This is a genomic window from Adhaeribacter aerolatus, from assembly GCF_007991635.1.
GTDB classification, from domain to species: Bacteria; Bacteroidota; Bacteroidia; order Cytophagales; family Hymenobacteraceae; genus Adhaeribacter; species Adhaeribacter aerolatus.
In genome coordinates this window covers 1-15778 of sequence record NZ_BJYS01000027.1, presented here as the reverse complement: position 1 = coordinate 15778, position 15778 = coordinate 1, and the positions used below count along the sequence as shown (strand labels likewise).

The following is a 15778-nucleotide window of genomic DNA, read 5'->3' as shown; positions in this document are numbered from 1 at the left end:
CTGGTTAGTGACTTACAAACCAATTTCCTTTTGAAGGATTTCTTGCGGCTTGCTGAAAAGTCTAACATTGCTGGTTATATAATTTTTGTCATCAGGTGGCGGTCGTGGTCGCGGAACCCGAATTTGTGATAAAGCGATTTGCCCGCCTGGTTATGCCGTTCGGCTTCCAGGTGAATTACCTGCAAGCCTAATTCCGCCGCCTGTTGAAGGGCATAGCTTAATATTTGCCTGCCTAAGCCCCGGCCGCGGAAATCAGCCTTTAAATAAAATTCATCCAGAAAAGCAATCTTGCCGCCAAACTCAAAGCTGTAGCAAAATGTAAACGCCAGGTATCCGAATATTTCGGCTGCGGGGGCCGGTTTCACCACCCAAATAATGCCCAAGGCAGGGGTTTGTAAAAAATGACGCATTACGCCTTCGGCTTTGGGCCGGTCGAACGGATAATTATCGATGGCATAAAATGCTTCCTGCATATCCAGTAATTGCGGTAAATGCCCCAGGGAAGCAATTTCGTAATGTAAATGCATTATTAAAAACTTAAAGCCCGAAGTTACGGAACCGCCGGATAAATAGCGCTTAAATATATGTTCCTTTAAATTTTTTCCCTGTTCAGGTACATCCTTCCCTTAAATTCCTTATCATTAGGCCCAATATCTGCATAATTAATTTATCACATAAACCAACATGATTAAAGTAAAATCGGCCGTGCGGCCTTCCCAAAGCCTTCTGATGGGGCTACTGTTTTTATTGTCGGTTCAATTGGGCTTTGGCCAGATTCAGAAAAGTTACATCCAGGTGCAGGTAACGCCCGACCACCCCAATTGGCTTTACAAACCCGGAGAGCCGGTAAAGTTTAGGGTGTTGGTAACGCAATCGGGGGTACCGGTGCCGGCTGCTACGGTTAAGTATAATATTATGCCCGAAAAGATGAAACCGGTTAAATCCGGCACGTTGCAGCTAAACAACGGCGAGGCAGTTTTGGACGGCGGCACCATGCCGGCCGCCGGCTTTTTACGCTGCGATGTATTTGCCACTTTAGATGGCAAAGAATACAAAGGCTTGGGCACTGCCGGATTCGACCCCACAAATATTCAGCCGACCGTGAAATTACCGGCTGATTTTTCGCAGTTTTGGGAAAAAGGGAAAGCCGAGTTAGCGGCCCTTCCGTTAGATGCACGCATGACCTTAATGCCCGAGCGTTGCACCGAGAACGTGAATGTGTACCACGTAAACTTGCAAGGCTATGGTAAATCACGGCTATACGGCATTTTGTGCGTACCAAAAAAAGAAGGTAAATACCCTGCTTTGCTGCAGGTGCCCGGCGCGGGCATCCGGCCTTACAGCGGCGATATGGGCCACGCCGAAAAAGGCGTGGTTACCTTCCAGATTGGCATCCACGGCATTCCGGTTGATATGCCCCTAGACGTGTACAACAATTTATCGGCGGGGGCTTTAAGCGGTTACCCGGCGTTTAACCTCGAAAACAAAGACCGCTATTATTACAAGCGCGTTTATTTAAACTGTGTGCGGGCCGTCGATTTTCTGGCGAGTTTGCCCCAGGTAAACGATAACCAAATGAGCGTAATGGGTGGGAGCCAGGGCGGCGCTTTATCTATTGTAACGGCTGCCCTCGATAACCGCATTAAATGGCTGGTAGCTTTTTACCCGGCCTTGTCCGATATGACCGGTTACCTGAATGGCCGGGCCGGTGGCTGGCCGCATTTATTTGCTGAAAATACCAACCGCGTACACGAAACACCAGATAAAATAAATACCGTAGGCTACTACGATGTGGTAAATTTTGCACGCTTTGTAAAAGTGCCGGGTTTTTATTCCTGGGGCTACAACGATGAAACTTGTCCGCCAACCTCTTACTATTCGGCTTATAATGTGCTAAAGGCACCCAAAGATTTATTTGTGGTACCCGAAACCGGCCACTGGACCTACCCGGAACAATATGAAAAAGCGGATGCTTGGCTAATGCCGAAACTAGTAAAGGAAGAACCCGCTAAAACAAAGTCGAGGAAGTAAAAGATTATTGTTACGTTATGTAAACCTTTCGTTTTAAATTTTGGCTGTATGTTCTGCCCTGGCTGTGTCTGATGACCAGCCAGTTTTTTTTAATCTTTAGTTGTTTTCCCTTAGGCCATCTGGTATGGCTTATTGTGCTAATATTTTTTTTAGCAGGACAATTTGTCCCAGGTGGTAGTGGGTATGCTCAATAATGCCGTGAATATTTCGTTAATAATTGCCGTATTTTTCATCGGTAAGTGTTTCCCAAAGTTTGCTTTCTGGTAACTGCTGCACCACCCGGTTTTATCTAATAAAGCTTCCCAATCTTCCGGCGATTGAATAGGTGGCAGGTCAAAACTAAATTTATCCTTGGCATTTAGTGGTTCGCCTTGTGATACCTTCAAAACGGCACTTACATAATAATTTGCATGAAAACCAAGGCAGCAATGGTGTTTAAACCATAAACTTGTGTAGTGGCTTGTTGCCAATCCACATCATTCAGGCTATCTTTCAAGTTTACGGTAGTCCAGTTGTCGCCAAAATGAATTTCCCGGAAGTGTTTTGCTATTTGTTCTGTTACTTTCATGCGTTAAGGGCTTTAATCTCCTGGTTAAAATGGTTGGGGTAAAATATTAGCAAATCTGCTGGCCTTTAGCAAAATAATGGGAAGGCTTTTCTCATTTACTCATCTAACCCTTTTCCAGCCATAATTTTTGGAGTATATTTATCTACTCTGCTTTCCCTGGTTTTGGATTGTTTTGCTGCTGAGAAGAACAGCAAATAACCTTTTTGCCGTCCGGGTGTGAGTGCTGCAAAAGCGTTTCTTAAATTCTTATCTGCGTCAAATCTTTTTTGCAGTTCTTCGGGTAAGTTATAATCTGCGGTTTTTTTGAATTCAACTTTCAGATCAGATTTCTCCACCTGTATTGCCTCCAAAATATATTCTTTAATGGTAGATTTAGAATTTGATATTTCATCCAGATTCGTGAACCTAATCTGACGTCTGTCCTGAACATTTTCGGTTTGTTTGATTAAAATGCCCGCTTTGTCTTCTAATAATACGCCTTTGAAGAAAAGCAAAGCACAGTAGTTTTTAAAACCGTGGATTAGTATAATATTATTATTTTGGTAGGTATAGCAAGGATGCATCCATTTAAAATCTTCTCTTAAATTACATTCGAACATAATTTCCCTGAGCAAGGTCATTTCTGCCTGCCATTTGTTGGCCTTACTTAAAAACAAATCAACTTTTGCATTCATAGCTGCTGGATTAATTACTTAAAACAATTTTTCTTTCGTTTGGCCGGAAGTACCACGAAACGGCTGTTAAAAGGAGTAGCAAGGCAGGGCCAAAATATTCAGCAGCGCCGTCCTGCACGGCCAGGTGGGTAAAGATCGCGCCCGACATCAGGAAGAAGAAACCGGCATACGCCCATTCTTTCACCAATGGTATTTTGGGAAGCAGGATAGCTACCACGCCCAATAGTTTCCAAATCCCAATTATCGTCAGGAAATACATGGGATAACCCAAGGTGTTCATTTTCTGAACTTCTTCTTCCAGTTGCATAATTTGCACCACGCCGGTTGATACCATGCCTAAGCTCAGCCAAATGGTAGCAACCCAATAAATGATTTTATTTCTCTTTGCCATTTTACCGTTTATTTAATTTGCTGACAATTTCCTGCAACCGGTTGTGCGCCATATTTAAGCCTTGGGCAAATGGCAGTTTGAGCATATTGTCGCGGTCGGCTACTGATTTGTAAACAATGTGCATGGTTAATTGGCTGGTATGCATGGTGAGTGGCGCAAAAGTCAAATATTCAAGCTGAACAGGGAACGTTGTGTTTTCCATTTCAAAGGTCCTGGTAATTTTGTGGTCAGGTTCAAATTCGTGAACCGTTCCGTTGAAATTGTGTTTATTCCCTTTTGGGTCGGTGGTTTGGAATTGATAACTTCCGTGTCTTTTATTTTCGAGTTTCAGTACTTTGGTGCCCATCCATTGCTCCACAATTTCCGGTTCCACGTAGGCTGTAAAAAGTAACGCTACTGGTAAGTCAAACTCTCGGGTAATTACAATCTCCTGTTTGCCGTCCTCGGCATTAATCTTTGTTTTCTTTTCCATAGTAGTTTAATTTTTAGGTTTGTAAGATTTCATAATCTGCTCCAGCTTATTAAACCGGTTATCCCAAAGCTGGCGGAACGGCTCCAGAAAGTCAGCAACAACTTTCATATTAGCAGCATTGAGATGGTAGTGAACTTCCCGGCCTATTTGTTCCTGTTTTAGCAATTCGCATTCTGTTAAAATTTGTAAATGCTTAGAAACCGTTGGCCGTGCCGTGTCAAAGTTTGCCGCTATGGCACCGGCAGTCATTGATTGTGAGGCTACCAGAAGAAGAATTGCCCTTCTGGTTGGGTCGGCAATGGCCTGAAATACGTCACGTCTTAAATTCATTATGAAGTTATTTGGCTACAAATATATGTGTAGTTATTTGACTACGCAAATTTTCTTTTAAATTTTTTGTTTAACCAGCAAATATTAAAGAGGTAGTATTTGTGTAGTGGTATCGATATTGTAGCTTTTACTTTGCTTATAAACCCACGGCGCTTATACCTTTAGAAGAATAGATGTTAAGGGTATTATAATATTTAGTAGATGGGTGATTAAGGAATTAAACACCGATAGTTTATTTGAATAAAAACTGGCTCGAACCTAGCCTAATTACCTTCTCATTTGCTGGGTCATAGCGGTAACTATTTGTTCCTTCTCCTACCTCCCTGACAACAATCAGCCCCGGAAATGATCTGCGTCATCTTTCTTCAGGCGCTCTCTTACGAATTTTGAACCAGAAAAAATTCAAAAGAGCACTTATGTTACTCGAAACATTACCAAAAGAAAAGAAAGTAGTTCCGCCGGGCGCACCGGCTGTGGATTCCTTTTACTACGACAACAAAATTGTCCGCAACTTTGCCTTCGCCTCCGTTGGTTGGGGCTTGGTGGCCATGTTGGTGGGGGTTATTGTGGCGTTCCAGTTGGCCAACCCGGCCATGAACATGGGCACCGAATATACCACCTTCGGCCGGATTAGACCCCTGCATACCAACGCTGCCATTTTTGCTTTTGTGGGCAATGGTATTTTTATGGGCGTTTATTACGCGCTGCAGCGGCTGTGTAAAACCCGGATGTATTCCGACAAGCTTAGCCAAATTCACTTCTGGGGCTGGCAACTCATTATTGTAGCCGCTGCTATTACGCTGCCCCTGGGTTTTACCACTTCTAAAGAGTACGCCGAGCTGGAGTGGCCGATTGACATTGCCATTACGGTAATTTGGGTAGTATTTGGCTGGAACATGTTCGGTACCATTTTGCAACGCCGCGAACGCCACTTGTACGTAGCTATCTGGTTCTTTATTTCTACCTTTTTAACGGTAGCGGTGTTGCACCTGGTTAACTCTTTCGAGATTCCGGTTTCTTTCCTGAAAAGCTATTCGGGTTACGCTGGGGTGCAGGATGCACTGGTGCAGTGGTGGTACGGTCACAACGCGGTGGCATTCTTTTTAACCACGCCTTACCTGGGCCTGATGTACTACTTCTTGCCCAAAGCTGCTAACCGCCCGGTATATTCGTACCGCTTATCTATTATTCACTTCTGGGCGCTTATATTTATTTACATCTGGGCCGGTCCGCACCACTTGTTATACACCGCTTTACCCGACTGGGCACAATCTTTAGGGGTGGTGTTCTCGGTAATGCTGATTGCACCCAGTTGGGGTGGTATGATTAACGGTTTATTAACCCTGCGCGGTGCTTGGGATAAAGTAGCCGAAAGCCCCGTTCTGAAATTTATGGTGGTAGCCATTACTACTTACGGTATGGCGGTATTCGAAGGCCCAATGCTGTCCTTGAAAAACGTAAACGCCATTGCCCACTTCACCGACTGGATTGTAGCACACGTACACGTAGGCACTTTGGGCTGGAACGGTTTCTTAACCTTTGGTGTGCTGTACTGGTTAATCCCGCGCATTTTCCAAACCAAATTATATTCCAACAAACTGGCTAACACCCACTTCTGGTTAGGTACGCTGGGTATCTTGTTCTACGCCATCCCGATGTACTGGGCCGGCTTTACCCAAGGCTTAATGTGGAAACAGTTTACCGCCGAAGGTACGCTGCAATACCCGAACTTCCTCGAAACCGTGTTCCAGATTATTCCGATGTATTATTTGCGCGGTATTGGTGGTGCCATGTATTTGCTGGGTGCCTTTGTAATGGCTTACAACCTGTTCAAAACTGTTCGTCAGGGCGAATTATTAGCCGACGAAGTAGCTCATGCGGCGCCTATACAGAAATTGCCGAAAGGCGCCAAATTAGATGGACACTGGCACCGTTGGATTGAGCGTCGTCCGATTCAGTTAGCCGTTTGGGCTACCGTAGCTATCCTGATTGGTGGTTTAATCGAGATGATTCCGACTTTCCTGATTGAGTCTAATGTGCCCACCATCAGCAGCGTGAAGCCTTATACCTCGCTTGAATTACAGGGCCGCGACGTTTACATCAAAGAAGGCTGTAACAACTGTCACTCGCAAATGGTACGTCCGTTCCGCTCCGAAACCGAACGCTACGGCGAATATTCTAAAGCCGGTGAATTTGTGTACGACCGGCCTTTCCTGTGGGGTTCTAAACGTACCGGTCCGGATGTGCACCGGGTAGGCGGTAAGTATCCGCACTCCTGGCACTACAACCACATGATAGACCCCACTACCATGTCGCCGGGCTCTATTATGCCTCCGTACCCCTGGTTAGCCGAAAAAGACCTGGATATCTCCAACACCTCGGATAAAATACATGCGATGCGCCGGATGGGGGTACCTTACTCCGAGCAGTACGAGAAAAATGCCAACGAACACCTGATGACCCAGGCCCGCGAAATAGCCGTCGAATTAGGAAAAGAAGGTATCGAAGTAAAACCCGAAAAAGAAATAGTAGCCTTAATTGCTTACCTGCAACGCCTGGGTACCGACATTAAAGCCAAAGAAGAAGTAGCCGGAAAATAATAAAAATTAAGAGTGAAAAGTGCGTTTTAGTTTTTTCGAATCAGGCCTCTCCTGGGTAAAGCCAGGAGAGTAACCTGGGAAAAAACACAACAGTAGCTTTACACCAAACCCCTTTAAACTAATAAAAAGCCATGTATAAAAATATTCTGCAATCCATAGCCGGCATCGAAATATACCCCATTATTTCCTTTGCTATCTTCTTTGGGTTTTTCCTGGGCCTGATACTGTACGTGATTCTGGTAGATAAAAACCTGGTGAAAAATATGAGCGAACTGCCGCTCCAGAACGATGAGGATTCACTGCAACAAGAAGGAGTTTACCGGTCATGAAAACACTTACCAATTATTTTAAAATAGCTGCTTTGGCAGTTGGAATGGCGGTTTCGCTACCTGGTGCCGCTCAGGACCAGGTAGCTGCCGGCAAAAAAGTATTTACCGATAATTGCGCCGCCTGTCATAGCCTGGATGCCCAGGTAGTAGGTCCGGCCCTGAAAGGGGTAACCGAGCGCCGCGACGAAGCATGGGTGAAGAACTTTATCAAAAACTCAAGTAAATTAATCCAGAGCGGCGATAAAGAGGCGGTGGCTTTGTTCGAGAAATTCAACAAAACCCAAATGCCGGCTTTCGAAAGCAGCCTGTCCGAAGAGCAATTAACTTCGCTGGTAGCTTACCTGGCCAATCCCGGCGAGGCTGCTCCGGCTGAAGCTGCTCCGGCCGTCACTACCGGTACGAAAGCCGCAGCGGCAGCTCCGGCACCGGAACCAGAATTTAATTTGCAGGCTGTAGATCCTATTTTGTTGGTTCTTGTGTCTTTTGCGGTTGTTTTGCTGCTGGTGATATTATTATTTGGCCTGGTTATTTTAAAACAGGTTTCGCCGCTGCTGGCAAAAGTTTACCAACAGCCAGAATATGAGCATTCCGTTATGGCCCGTCTGGTGAACGTTTTCCGCGGCGAAGGTCAGCTCCTGGTTAAGAAAGACAAGAATATTATCATGGAAGGCCACGACTACGACGGCATCCATGAATTCGACAACGACTTGCCGCCTTGGTGGCGCTACCTGTTTTACGCAACGGTGGTATTTAGTTTGGTGTACGTGGTGAACTACCATGTAATGGGTGGTAAACTGCAGGATGCCGAGTACGAAGCCGAAATGCAAACCGCCGCGCTGTTACATCCGCCCACCGAAGAAGGCAGCATCAACGAAAAAACCGATTTTAAAGTTTTAACGGATGCGGGCGCTTTAGAAAAAGGGAAAACCGCTTACCTGCAAAACTGCGCGGCTTGTCACGGCCAGGCAGCCGAAGGTAAAATTGGCCCGAACCTAACCGACGAGTACTGGCTCCACGGCGGCGAGGTAAACGAAATATTTAAAACCATTAAGTTTGGTATAACCGAAAAAGGTATGGTGGCCTGGAACGGCAAACTTTCTAAAGACCAGATGCTGGAAGTGAGCAGTTACATTTTGAGCTTACAAGGTTCTAACCCGGCCGGCGCCAAAGAGCCGCAAGGCGAGAAAGCAACAAAGTAGTAAGAAAGTTAAAAACAAAGTAGCTTGTTTCTGCCGCCTGGTCCAAATTTTGGCCAGGCGGCATTTTTTTCCGGAAAGTACCAAATGTTTCTTTTGAGGGTAGCTAAGTATGGTTGACGGTATGGTCCAATAGTTCCAATCCAAACTGAAATCAAATCAGAACCAACGCCTTTTTATTCTTATCGGCTTAATTTTTTAGTTAACGGTAAGATGATATATGTACAATTTATTTCTCTTACCGGCAATAGCGCGTTTGCGCCAAATAATATAATTGGTGTTCTTCCTCAATAACAGAAACACGTTTAAGCTATAACCAACAAATTTTCTAAGCTTTATTACCCTTCATTAATTCGCTCAGCATTTCCTTGAAATCTTCTTTCTTGTTTAAATGCGGAAGTTGTTCTGTCGGCTCCGGCAGAGCCAAAAACCTACACAACGGTCCCCAACCTTCGCTTACATCGTAAATGAGCAATTTGTCAGCCGGTACAAAGGCTTTAACGTCGGCTATGTGCTGGTTAAATACTTTTTCGGCAAAAGCTTTATCTTCAAATTTACCTTGTAAATGCACGCCAAAGATGGTTCCTTTCGCAAATTTTACGCATTTTATTACCGAACGAAGCCGGGGATTAAAAGCCAGTTTGGTCATCATGGCTAATTTCTGGGGCAGGGTTTGCGGGCCGGCCTGCCAGATGGTGCTATGGATGCTGGTGTACCACTTATCAAAAGGCCGCACTGTCAGAATTACTTTAGCGTCGGGATAGTGTTTCATGTGCTCTTGGTACCACGGATAGCCCGGAAAATCTACTGTCGCCTCATAACCATTATATAATTGTTCCCAATCGGTTTCTCCGGTTTCTTTTAGCGTCAGCCAATAAGGCAGCATATCCGGATGTTCCAGTAATTCTTTCATGTGATAAGTTTTATTATAACCAAGTTTCTCCAGAGAGGCTTTTAAGGTATTTGTCCCGGTTCGGGGTAATCCGGCGCCAATAATTTTAATTGACATAACTTTAAACATTAGGATTTAGAAAGATGGGAACTAGTAAGCGGAGCAAAAAAATAATTATAAGAAGAAAATATGCAATATTAGTCAGACAATTTAATAAAAAAATTGGAAAAAATAAATATATTTTATAAATTAATCTTAAATATTGTTATTGACTAACCCACTTGGATTATAGCTTTCGCTCCTTTATTTAATTCAATTCTTACCCTCGGTTTAATCTTATTCTTGTACCATGAAAAAGCCACTTTTACTTTTCCTGCTACCATTAAGTATATTTTTCTGGTTTTCCTGCGGGGTTGATAAAAAAGAAACAGTTGAAAAAAAACAACTCACCGGCAAAGACCGGAACATGTTTGGCCATGGCATAAAGCGTGGACTAACCAAAACCACCGAGGGGATAACCGATGGTTATGTGATGTTTGCCGTACCAAACTCGGCTTCGGTATACCTGATTAATCGCAAAGGGGAGGTCGTGCACGAATGGAAAGGAAATTATGGGGTGATGGGCGCCTACCTGAGCAACGATGGTTCTTTGATACAAAATGCCCACGACCCGGATTTCCCGGTATTTGCCGGTGGGGGTGAAACCGGTAGAATTCAGAAAATTTCCTGGGATAGCAACCTATTATGGGATTTTGAATACGCCAATGAATTATACCATGCCCACCACGATTTTACAGTGCTACCCAATGGTAATATTTTGGCCATTGCCTGGGAGGCAAAAACCGGGGCAGAAGCCCTGGCGGCCGGCCGTAAACCCGAACTAATACCCAAAGCCGGCATCTGGCCCGACAAAATAGTAGAAATAGAACCGCAGGGAGAACGGGGAGGAAAGGTGGTATGGGAATGGCACATGATGGACCATTTGGTTCAGGATTACGACGCCAAGAAAGCGAACTACGGAAACCCGGCCGACCACCCCGAATTGTTAGACTTTAATGTGGGTAAGCCGGTTAAGCCCTTAATAACGCGGGATAGCATGAATACCTTGCGGAAGCTGGGGAAAATGGCACCCTGGCGAAACCAAACCCCGGAAAACTTAGGTTCTGATATTTACCATTTTAATGCAGTTAAATATAATGCCGATTTAGACCAGATAGCCTTCAGTTCGCCGAACTTAAGTGAAATATTTATTATAGACCACAGCACCACCACCCAGGAGGCCGCCGGCCATAAGGGAGGCCGCTGGGGAAAAGGCGGTGATTTCCTCTACCGGTGGGGAAACCCGGGCAATTACCGCAGAGGAGATTCTACTAACCAGGTTCTACACCACCAGCACGATATTCGCTGGATTGAAAAAGGAAAGCCCGGAGCCGGTAATTTAACGGTATTTAATAACGACATACCTGGCCGGGACAGTCTGAACTATTCGGCCGTATATGAAATAGCGCCTCCGGTTAATAAACCGGGAGCGTACGTTTTAGAAAAAGGTAAAGCATTTGGTCCGGCTAAACCGGTTTGGAGCTATATAGCTTCCGATACAATTTCTTTTTGGAGCGATTTTATTTCCGGGGCCCACCGCATGGACAACGGCCATACTTTTATTGATGAAGGAGCCAGAGGCCGGTTTTTTGAGGTGAATAAAGAAGGTGAAATTCTGTGGGAATTTTTAAATCCTTACCGCGGGGATATTCGCAAACCAAACGGCGATCCAATTCCCCCCGTGCCACTGACGTATACAGGGTTTCGGGCTACCTTTATTCCGGCCAGTCATCCGGCCTTAGCCAACCGCAAACTGGAACCCCTTAAGCCTCAACCAAAACCTTTTGTTTTGCCGCCCCCACCAGTTGCTAAAAAATAATGGTAAGTCAAATTCCTTTGAAAAAGTAAATTAACCTCAATGAATAATAGCCAATGGAAATTAAAGCTTACCCTGCTTCTGGTAAGTAGCCTGACCATTATGTCGGTTATTACCATTTCTCCGGCCATTCCCCAAATGGCTGAGGCTTTCAAGGAAGTGAAGAATGCTGCCTTTCTGGTTAAACTGGTATTAACCTTGCCGGCCCTTATGATTGCCATATGCTCCCCTATAACCGGGCGCTTCATCGACCGGTACGGGCGATTGAAAATATTGTGGGTTTCGCTGGTATTATATGCCGGGGCCGGTGCCAGCGGCTTTTTCCTGCACAACCTGTACTACCTGCTAATTTCCAGAGCATTACTGGGTATAGCGGTGGGTATGTCAATGCCCATTGTAATTACCCTCATTGCCGATTACTTTGAGGGGCAGGAGCGACAAAAATTTGTAGGAATCCAGATAGCTTTTATGTCGCTGGGGGGCATTTTATTTATTGGCCTCGGCGGTATTCTGGCCGACCTGGGCTGGCGCTATCCCTTCCTGCTTTATTTATTTTCGCTGGTGGTTCTGCCCCTGAGTATCTTATTTTTGTATGAGCCGGTAGTAGTAGCTAAAGATCACCAGGCTAAATCCTTGGTAAAATCACCAGGTTTAATCTGGCTGCTGTTTTTAAATACCATGTTTCTGTGGATTATTTTCTTTTTAATCCCGGTACAAATTCCGTTTTACCTGCGGGCTATGGGAATCGATAAAAATGCCTTAGCAGGCGCTGCTATTGCTATCAGTACCGCCTTTTCGGCCGTTTCCTCTTTTTCTTTTGCTAAAATAAAAGATCGGTTTAGTGCGCTTTTTATATTTTCGATGGGATATTTACTCATGGCTGGCGGTTTTGCGCTTTTGTCTATTGCCAGCACTTATGTACTGGTTTTACTGGCCATGATGCTGACCGGATTGGGTATGGGTATGATGATTCCGAATACCAATATGTGGGTAATGAAAATTGCGCCGGCAGAAATTCGGGGAAAGGAAATTGGCAAGCTTACCACCTTTTGGTTCCTGGGCCAGTTCTTGTCGCCGGTTATTATTTACCCGGTTTTAAATATTTTATCTCTTCCCGCCACTTTTATGCTGGCTGCGAGTTTACTTTTTCTCCTATCCATCGGGTTTCTGCTTCCGCTGTTAAGCCGGACCAGCAAAACCACCCCTGGTTTACCGGCCAGGTAAATTCCATCCTTTATTTAATGGTAATGTATCCATTTGTCTTTATTTCGGTTGATAAAAACTGACCCAAAACGTAAGTTTAATGAAACGAAATCAAGGCTGATGGAAAACTGCTTATTTCGGTTAATCAGTCTCTCAGATGGGTATATCATAAGTTGAAATCATTATTTATTTACAACTGATTTCCTAATGCAAAAAGGGAAGTACAAAATGCACCGGGGTAAATACCATCAACTTAAATTCATAATTAGCAAATTCCATTTTAACTTTTTCTCCAAAAGCGATAAAGGTTCTTAGAAACTATTTGTCAATCAATTACCACCATAATAATTCTCCCTGACTAAGATCAGCCATAATAGTGACCGCCGTCATAAAAATCCGGTAGGAGAATAAGCAATTTTGTAAGGTCAAAAAGTGAAAAAGCGCCTTACTTAAATTAGGCCAACCAGATAAAAATTATGGCTAACGTTGCAACCGATTTCGACCACTTCCGCGACACGGTCTCTACAGTAGACAAAGAGGGGAAGCGGGTGTGGCTCTATCCGAAGAAGCCAGTAGGCAAATATTTTAATGCCCGCAAACTGGTAAGTTATGGTTTACTAACTATTTTATTTGCCGTGCCGTTTTTAAAAATAAATGGCTTGCCCGTGCTAATGCTCAACTTTCCGGCTCGCAAATTTATTATTTTCGGACAAATATTCTGGCCCCAGGATTTCTTTATTTTGTTGCTGGCTTTCTTAACCCTGGTGGTATTTATTATTTTGTTTACCGTGGTTTACGGCCGGGTTTTCTGCGGTTGGGTTTGTCCCCAGACCATTTTTATGGAAATGGTTTTCCGCCGCATCGAATATTTTATTGAGGGCGATTACAACAAACAAAAGGCCCTGAATAAAGCCCCCTGGACCCGCGAAAAAATATTAAAAAAAGGCACCAAACACACCATCTTCCTGGCTATCTCTTTCCTGATTGCCAACCTGTTTCTGGCTTATATTATTGGCATTGATGAACTAAAAGCTATCGTGCTGGATTCGCCGCTGAACCACCTGGCAGGTTTGGGTACGTTGCTGGTTTTTGCCGGCATGTTTTACTGGGTTTATGCCAGCTTCCGGGAGCAGGTTTGTACCATTGTTTGCCCGTACGGCCGTTTACAGGGGGTAATGATGGATAAGAAAACCACCGTTATTGCTTACGATTTTGTACGCGGTGAGCCCCGCGAAAAGCAACGGAAAGGCCAGGAACGTACCGCCGGCGACTGTATTGATTGCAACCAATGCGTACAGGTTTGTCCTACCGGTATCGACATCCGCAATGGTACCCAACTGGAGTGCATTAACTGCACCGCCTGCATTGATGCCTGCAACAACATCATGGACCTGATAAACAAACCGCAGGGCTTAATCCGCTACGACTCCATGGAAGGCATTGAAAAGGGCGAGAAGTGGAAATTAACCAGCCGTATTAAAGGCTATACCGCCGTGCTGCTGGTGCTGATGGGAATATTGATAACGCTGCTGGTAACCCGCAATAACGTAGATGCCACCATTTTGCGCACCCCGGGCATGCTGTTCCAGAAAAGCGATAAAGGCAATATTATTAACCTGTATAATATTTCGGTTATTAATAAAACCAACGAAGAGATGCCGATTACCCTCAAACTGATGGAACCGGCCCAAGGTAACATTCAGGTAGTAAAAAATAACCTGGTATTACCCAAGCAAGGTATTACCGAAGGTGTTTTCCTGGCCGAAATTCCGCTTCAATATTTAAAAGGTATTAATTCCGAAATAGAAATAGGGGTATACAGCCAAGGTAAATTAATAGCCGTGGAGAAAACCAAATTTATGGGGCCGGCCAAATAATAACAATATTAGAGAACTTTAAAAATGAATACAACAGCAGTAAATAAAAGAAAACGCGGGTGGTTTTTACCCTATGTTATTACCGGCGCCTTTATCTGTTTTATGAGCTATATTATATTCTTTGTTACCCAGGCCATGCGATCCGAAGTGAATCTGGTTAGCAAAGATTATTACCAGCAGGAGTTGGACTACCAGAACCATATTGAGGTTATGAACCGCACGGCCGCGCAAAACCAGGAGGTAAGTGTGGCCGCTCCGGCCGGTACCAACCAGGTTATCCTGCATATTCCGGCCGCTGCCGGTGAAAAAATATCCGGTACCATCAGCTTTTTCCGTCCATCCGATGGCTCTCAGGATTTTGAGGTGCCGGTAAATCTAAACGAATCGCAGAACCAGATACTGAATACCGAAAAGTTAGCCAAAGGTTTGTGGCGGGTAAAGATTAGCTACAACCGGGGCAACCAAAATTATTACAACGAAACCCGGATAACGCTGAAGTAAAATGGTTTGGGCAGGTTTTTTAATGGGATTACTGGGCAGTTTTCATTGCCTGGGCATGTGCGGCCCGATAGCCGTTGCTTTACCTGTTGGCAAGGGCTCGGGCTGGCATTTTGTTACCGGCCGCCTTTTATACAATGGTGGTCGCATTATTACTTACGCCGGTTTAGGGCTGCTGGCAGGGGCATTTGGCCAATCGTTGCAACTGGTGGGCGTTCAGCAACTGGTTTCGATTATAGCCGGTGTCTTGATTTTTATTCTGGCGGTAATGCCCGCGCTCATCTCCCGGCCGCTGGGTAATATTTCTTTTATTCAGAAAATTTTATTATGGGTCCGGAAAACTTTTGCGCGTTATTACCAGAAACAGAATATGTTCGCGCTGCTGGTGGTGGGGTTGCTGAACGGGTTACTGCCCTGCGGGTTTGTGTATATTGCTTTGGCCGGGGCCATTGCCATGAAAACCCTGCCTTTGGCGATGACCTACATGGCGCTCTTTGGCTTGGGAACGCTGCCCCTGATGTTGCTCGTTTCTTTATCGGGTAAATTAATAAAACCGCAAACCCGTTTTTTCTTTAAAAAAGCGGTGCCGTATATGGCCTGTGTAATTGCCTGTTTGTTTATTCTGCGCGGTCTGAACTTAGGTATTCCGTACGTAAGCCCCAAAGCACAGGCGGCCACCCCGCATCACCAGGCTTCTTTGGCTTGCTGTCATAAGAAGTAGTTAGTTATAAGTTATAAGTTGTTAGGGATGAGGTAATGAGATACTCCATTCCTGCCTAAGCTTTAAAGGTAGATAAGCAAA

17 protein-coding genes are annotated in these 15778 nt (G+C 44.8%); 9 read left to right on the top strand and 8 right to left on the bottom strand.

Going from position 1 to position 15778, the window contains the following annotated elements:
* Nucleotides 1–74: 74 nt before the first annotated feature.
* Nucleotides 75–527: a GNAT family N-acetyltransferase gene (locus tag AAE02nite_RS17320; protein WP_146900476.1), complete on the bottom strand. Its 453-nt coding sequence runs from the start codon at nucleotides 525–527 to the stop codon at nucleotides 75–77.
* Nucleotides 528–684: 157 nt separating this feature from the next.
* On the opposite strand from AAE02nite_RS17320, the gene AAE02nite_RS17315 reads away from it, so the two are divergent.
* Nucleotides 685–2031 (top strand): acetylxylan esterase, encoded by a 1347-nt coding sequence (locus AAE02nite_RS17315; RefSeq protein ID WP_371863488.1) that lies wholly within the window; start codon nucleotides 685–687, stop codon nucleotides 2029–2031.
* A gap of 149 nt (nucleotides 2032–2180) precedes the next feature.
* On the opposite strand, the gene AAE02nite_RS26565 is transcribed toward AAE02nite_RS17315, so the two are convergent.
* The 6 genes from AAE02nite_RS26565 to AAE02nite_RS17290 all read right to left on the bottom strand — a co-directional run bounded on the left by AAE02nite_RS26565 (nucleotide 2181) and on the right by AAE02nite_RS17290 (nucleotide 4466).
* Nucleotides 2181–2417, bottom strand: a complete 237-nt coding sequence (locus AAE02nite_RS26565; protein ID WP_218033515.1) for a hypothetical protein — start codon at nucleotides 2415–2417, stop codon at nucleotides 2181–2183.
* A gap of 8 nt (nucleotides 2418–2425) precedes the next feature.
* On the bottom strand, nucleotides 2426–2599 hold the full coding sequence (locus tag AAE02nite_RS26560; protein WP_218033514.1) for a hypothetical protein: 174 nt from the start codon (nucleotides 2597–2599) through the stop codon (nucleotides 2426–2428).
* A gap of 95 nt (nucleotides 2600–2694) precedes the next feature.
* Entirely contained in the window at nucleotides 2695–3273 is a 579-nt protein-coding gene (locus AAE02nite_RS17305) for a YdeI/OmpD-associated family protein (RefSeq protein WP_146900473.1), read from the bottom strand.
* A gap of 10 nt (nucleotides 3274–3283) precedes the next feature.
* Nucleotides 3284–3664, bottom strand: a complete 381-nt coding sequence (locus AAE02nite_RS17300; RefSeq protein ID WP_146900470.1) for a DoxX family protein — start codon at nucleotides 3662–3664, stop codon at nucleotides 3284–3286.
* Nucleotide 3665: 1 nt separating this feature from the next.
* Nucleotides 3666–4136, bottom strand: coding sequence for an SRPBCC domain-containing protein (locus AAE02nite_RS17295; RefSeq protein WP_146900465.1), 471 nt, complete (start codon nucleotides 4134–4136; stop codon nucleotides 3666–3668).
* A gap of 6 nt (nucleotides 4137–4142) precedes the next feature.
* Nucleotides 4143–4466 carry an ArsR/SmtB family transcription factor gene (locus AAE02nite_RS17290; RefSeq protein WP_146900461.1) on the bottom strand — a complete coding sequence of 108 codons (324 nt, stop codon included), beginning with the start codon at nucleotides 4464–4466 and terminating at the stop codon, nucleotides 4143–4145.
* 416 nt (nucleotides 4467–4882) lie between these two features.
* Between AAE02nite_RS17290 and ccoN the strand changes: the two genes are divergently transcribed.
* The 3 genes from ccoN to AAE02nite_RS17275 all read left to right on the top strand — a co-directional run bounded on the left by ccoN (nucleotide 4883) and on the right by AAE02nite_RS17275 (nucleotide 8594).
* A complete protein-coding gene (gene ccoN / locus AAE02nite_RS17285) occupies nucleotides 4883–7066 on the top strand; it encodes a cytochrome-c oxidase, cbb3-type subunit I (protein ID WP_146900458.1) in 2184 nt (727 codons plus the stop codon).
* A 131-nt stretch (nucleotides 7067–7197) separates the two neighbouring features.
* The gene (locus tag AAE02nite_RS17280; protein WP_146900455.1) at nucleotides 7198–7395 is read left to right on the top strand and encodes a hypothetical protein; all 198 of its coding nucleotides are present in this window, start codon (nucleotides 7198–7200) and stop codon (nucleotides 7393–7395) included.
* Entirely contained in the window at nucleotides 7392–8594 is a 1203-nt protein-coding gene (locus AAE02nite_RS17275; RefSeq protein WP_146900452.1) for a c-type cytochrome, read from the top strand. The genes AAE02nite_RS17280 and AAE02nite_RS17275 overlap by 4 nt, the downstream gene beginning before the upstream one ends.
* A 325-nt stretch (nucleotides 8595–8919) precedes the next feature.
* On the opposite strand, the gene AAE02nite_RS17270 is transcribed toward AAE02nite_RS17275, so the two are convergent.
* On the bottom strand, nucleotides 8920–9600 hold the full coding sequence (locus AAE02nite_RS17270; protein WP_146900449.1) for a sulfotransferase family protein: 681 nt from the start codon (nucleotides 9598–9600) through the stop codon (nucleotides 8920–8922).
* Between the two features lie 232 nt (nucleotides 9601–9832).
* Between AAE02nite_RS17270 and AAE02nite_RS17265 the strand changes: the two genes are divergently transcribed.
* The 5 genes from AAE02nite_RS17265 (at nucleotide 9833) to AAE02nite_RS17245 (ending at nucleotide 15697) form a co-directional block, all read left to right on the top strand.
* Nucleotides 9833–11401 (top strand): aryl-sulfate sulfotransferase, encoded by a 1569-nt coding sequence (locus AAE02nite_RS17265; protein WP_146900446.1) that lies wholly within the window; start codon nucleotides 9833–9835, stop codon nucleotides 11399–11401.
* Between the two features lie 39 nt (nucleotides 11402–11440).
* Nucleotides 11441–12622: an MFS transporter gene (locus AAE02nite_RS17260; RefSeq protein ID WP_146900443.1), complete on the top strand. Its 1182-nt coding sequence runs from the start codon at nucleotides 11441–11443 to the stop codon at nucleotides 12620–12622.
* A 455-nt stretch (nucleotides 12623–13077) separates the two neighbouring features.
* Nucleotides 13078–14478: a cytochrome c oxidase accessory protein CcoG gene (ccoG, locus tag AAE02nite_RS17255; RefSeq protein WP_146900440.1), complete on the top strand. Its 1401-nt coding sequence runs from the start codon at nucleotides 13078–13080 to the stop codon at nucleotides 14476–14478.
* A 24-nt stretch (nucleotides 14479–14502) separates the two neighbouring features.
* Nucleotides 14503–14979, top strand: coding sequence for a FixH family protein (locus AAE02nite_RS17250; protein WP_146900435.1), 477 nt, complete (start codon nucleotides 14503–14505; stop codon nucleotides 14977–14979).
* A gap of 1 nt (nucleotide 14980) precedes the next feature.
* Nucleotides 14981–15697 (top strand): sulfite exporter TauE/SafE family protein, encoded by a 717-nt coding sequence (locus AAE02nite_RS17245; RefSeq protein WP_146900432.1) that lies wholly within the window; start codon nucleotides 14981–14983, stop codon nucleotides 15695–15697.
* Nucleotides 15698–15778: the final 81 nt, after the last annotated feature.

What these genes read in the sequence shown, in the direction of transcription:
- AAE02nite_RS17320 (WP_146900476.1), bottom strand. Translation starts at nt 527, where the DNA reads ATGCATTTACATTACGAAATTGCTTCCCTGGGGCATTTACCGCAATTA.
- AAE02nite_RS17315 (WP_371863488.1), top strand. Translation starts at nt 685, where the DNA reads ATGATTAAAGTAAAATCGGCCGTGCGGCCTTCCCAAAGCCTTCTGATG.
- AAE02nite_RS26560 (WP_218033514.1), bottom strand. Translation starts at nt 2,599, where the DNA reads ATGAAAGTAACAGAACAAATAGCAAAACACTTCCGGGAAATTCATTTT.
- AAE02nite_RS17305 (WP_146900473.1), bottom strand. Translation starts at nt 3,273, where the DNA reads ATGAATGCAAAAGTTGATTTGTTTTTAAGTAAGGCCAACAAATGGCAG.
- AAE02nite_RS17300 (WP_146900470.1), bottom strand. Translation starts at nt 3,664, where the DNA reads ATGGCAAAGAGAAATAAAATCATTTATTGGGTTGCTACCATTTGGCTG.
- AAE02nite_RS17295 (WP_146900465.1), bottom strand. Translation starts at nt 4,136, where the DNA reads ATGGAAAAGAAAACAAAGATTAATGCCGAGGACGGCAAACAGGAGATT.
- AAE02nite_RS17290 (WP_146900461.1), bottom strand. Translation starts at nt 4,466, where the DNA reads ATGAATTTAAGACGTGACGTATTTCAGGCCATTGCCGACCCAACCAGA.
- ccoN (WP_146900458.1), top strand. Translation starts at nt 4,883, where the DNA reads ATGTTACTCGAAACATTACCAAAAGAAAAGAAAGTAGTTCCGCCGGGC.
- AAE02nite_RS17280 (WP_146900455.1), top strand. Translation starts at nt 7,198, where the DNA reads ATGTATAAAAATATTCTGCAATCCATAGCCGGCATCGAAATATACCCC.
- AAE02nite_RS17275 (WP_146900452.1), top strand. Translation starts at nt 7,392, where the DNA reads ATGAAAACACTTACCAATTATTTTAAAATAGCTGCTTTGGCAGTTGGA.
- AAE02nite_RS17270 (WP_146900449.1), bottom strand. Translation starts at nt 9,600, where the DNA reads ATGTCAATTAAAATTATTGGCGCCGGATTACCCCGAACCGGGACAAAT.
- AAE02nite_RS17265 (WP_146900446.1), top strand. Translation starts at nt 9,833, where the DNA reads ATGAAAAAGCCACTTTTACTTTTCCTGCTACCATTAAGTATATTTTTC.
- AAE02nite_RS17260 (WP_146900443.1), top strand. Translation starts at nt 11,441, where the DNA reads ATGAATAATAGCCAATGGAAATTAAAGCTTACCCTGCTTCTGGTAAGT.
- ccoG (WP_146900440.1), top strand. Translation starts at nt 13,078, where the DNA reads ATGGCTAACGTTGCAACCGATTTCGACCACTTCCGCGACACGGTCTCT.
- AAE02nite_RS17250 (WP_146900435.1), top strand. Translation starts at nt 14,503, where the DNA reads ATGAATACAACAGCAGTAAATAAAAGAAAACGCGGGTGGTTTTTACCC.
- AAE02nite_RS17245 (WP_146900432.1), top strand. Translation starts at nt 14,981, where the DNA reads ATGGTTTGGGCAGGTTTTTTAATGGGATTACTGGGCAGTTTTCATTGC.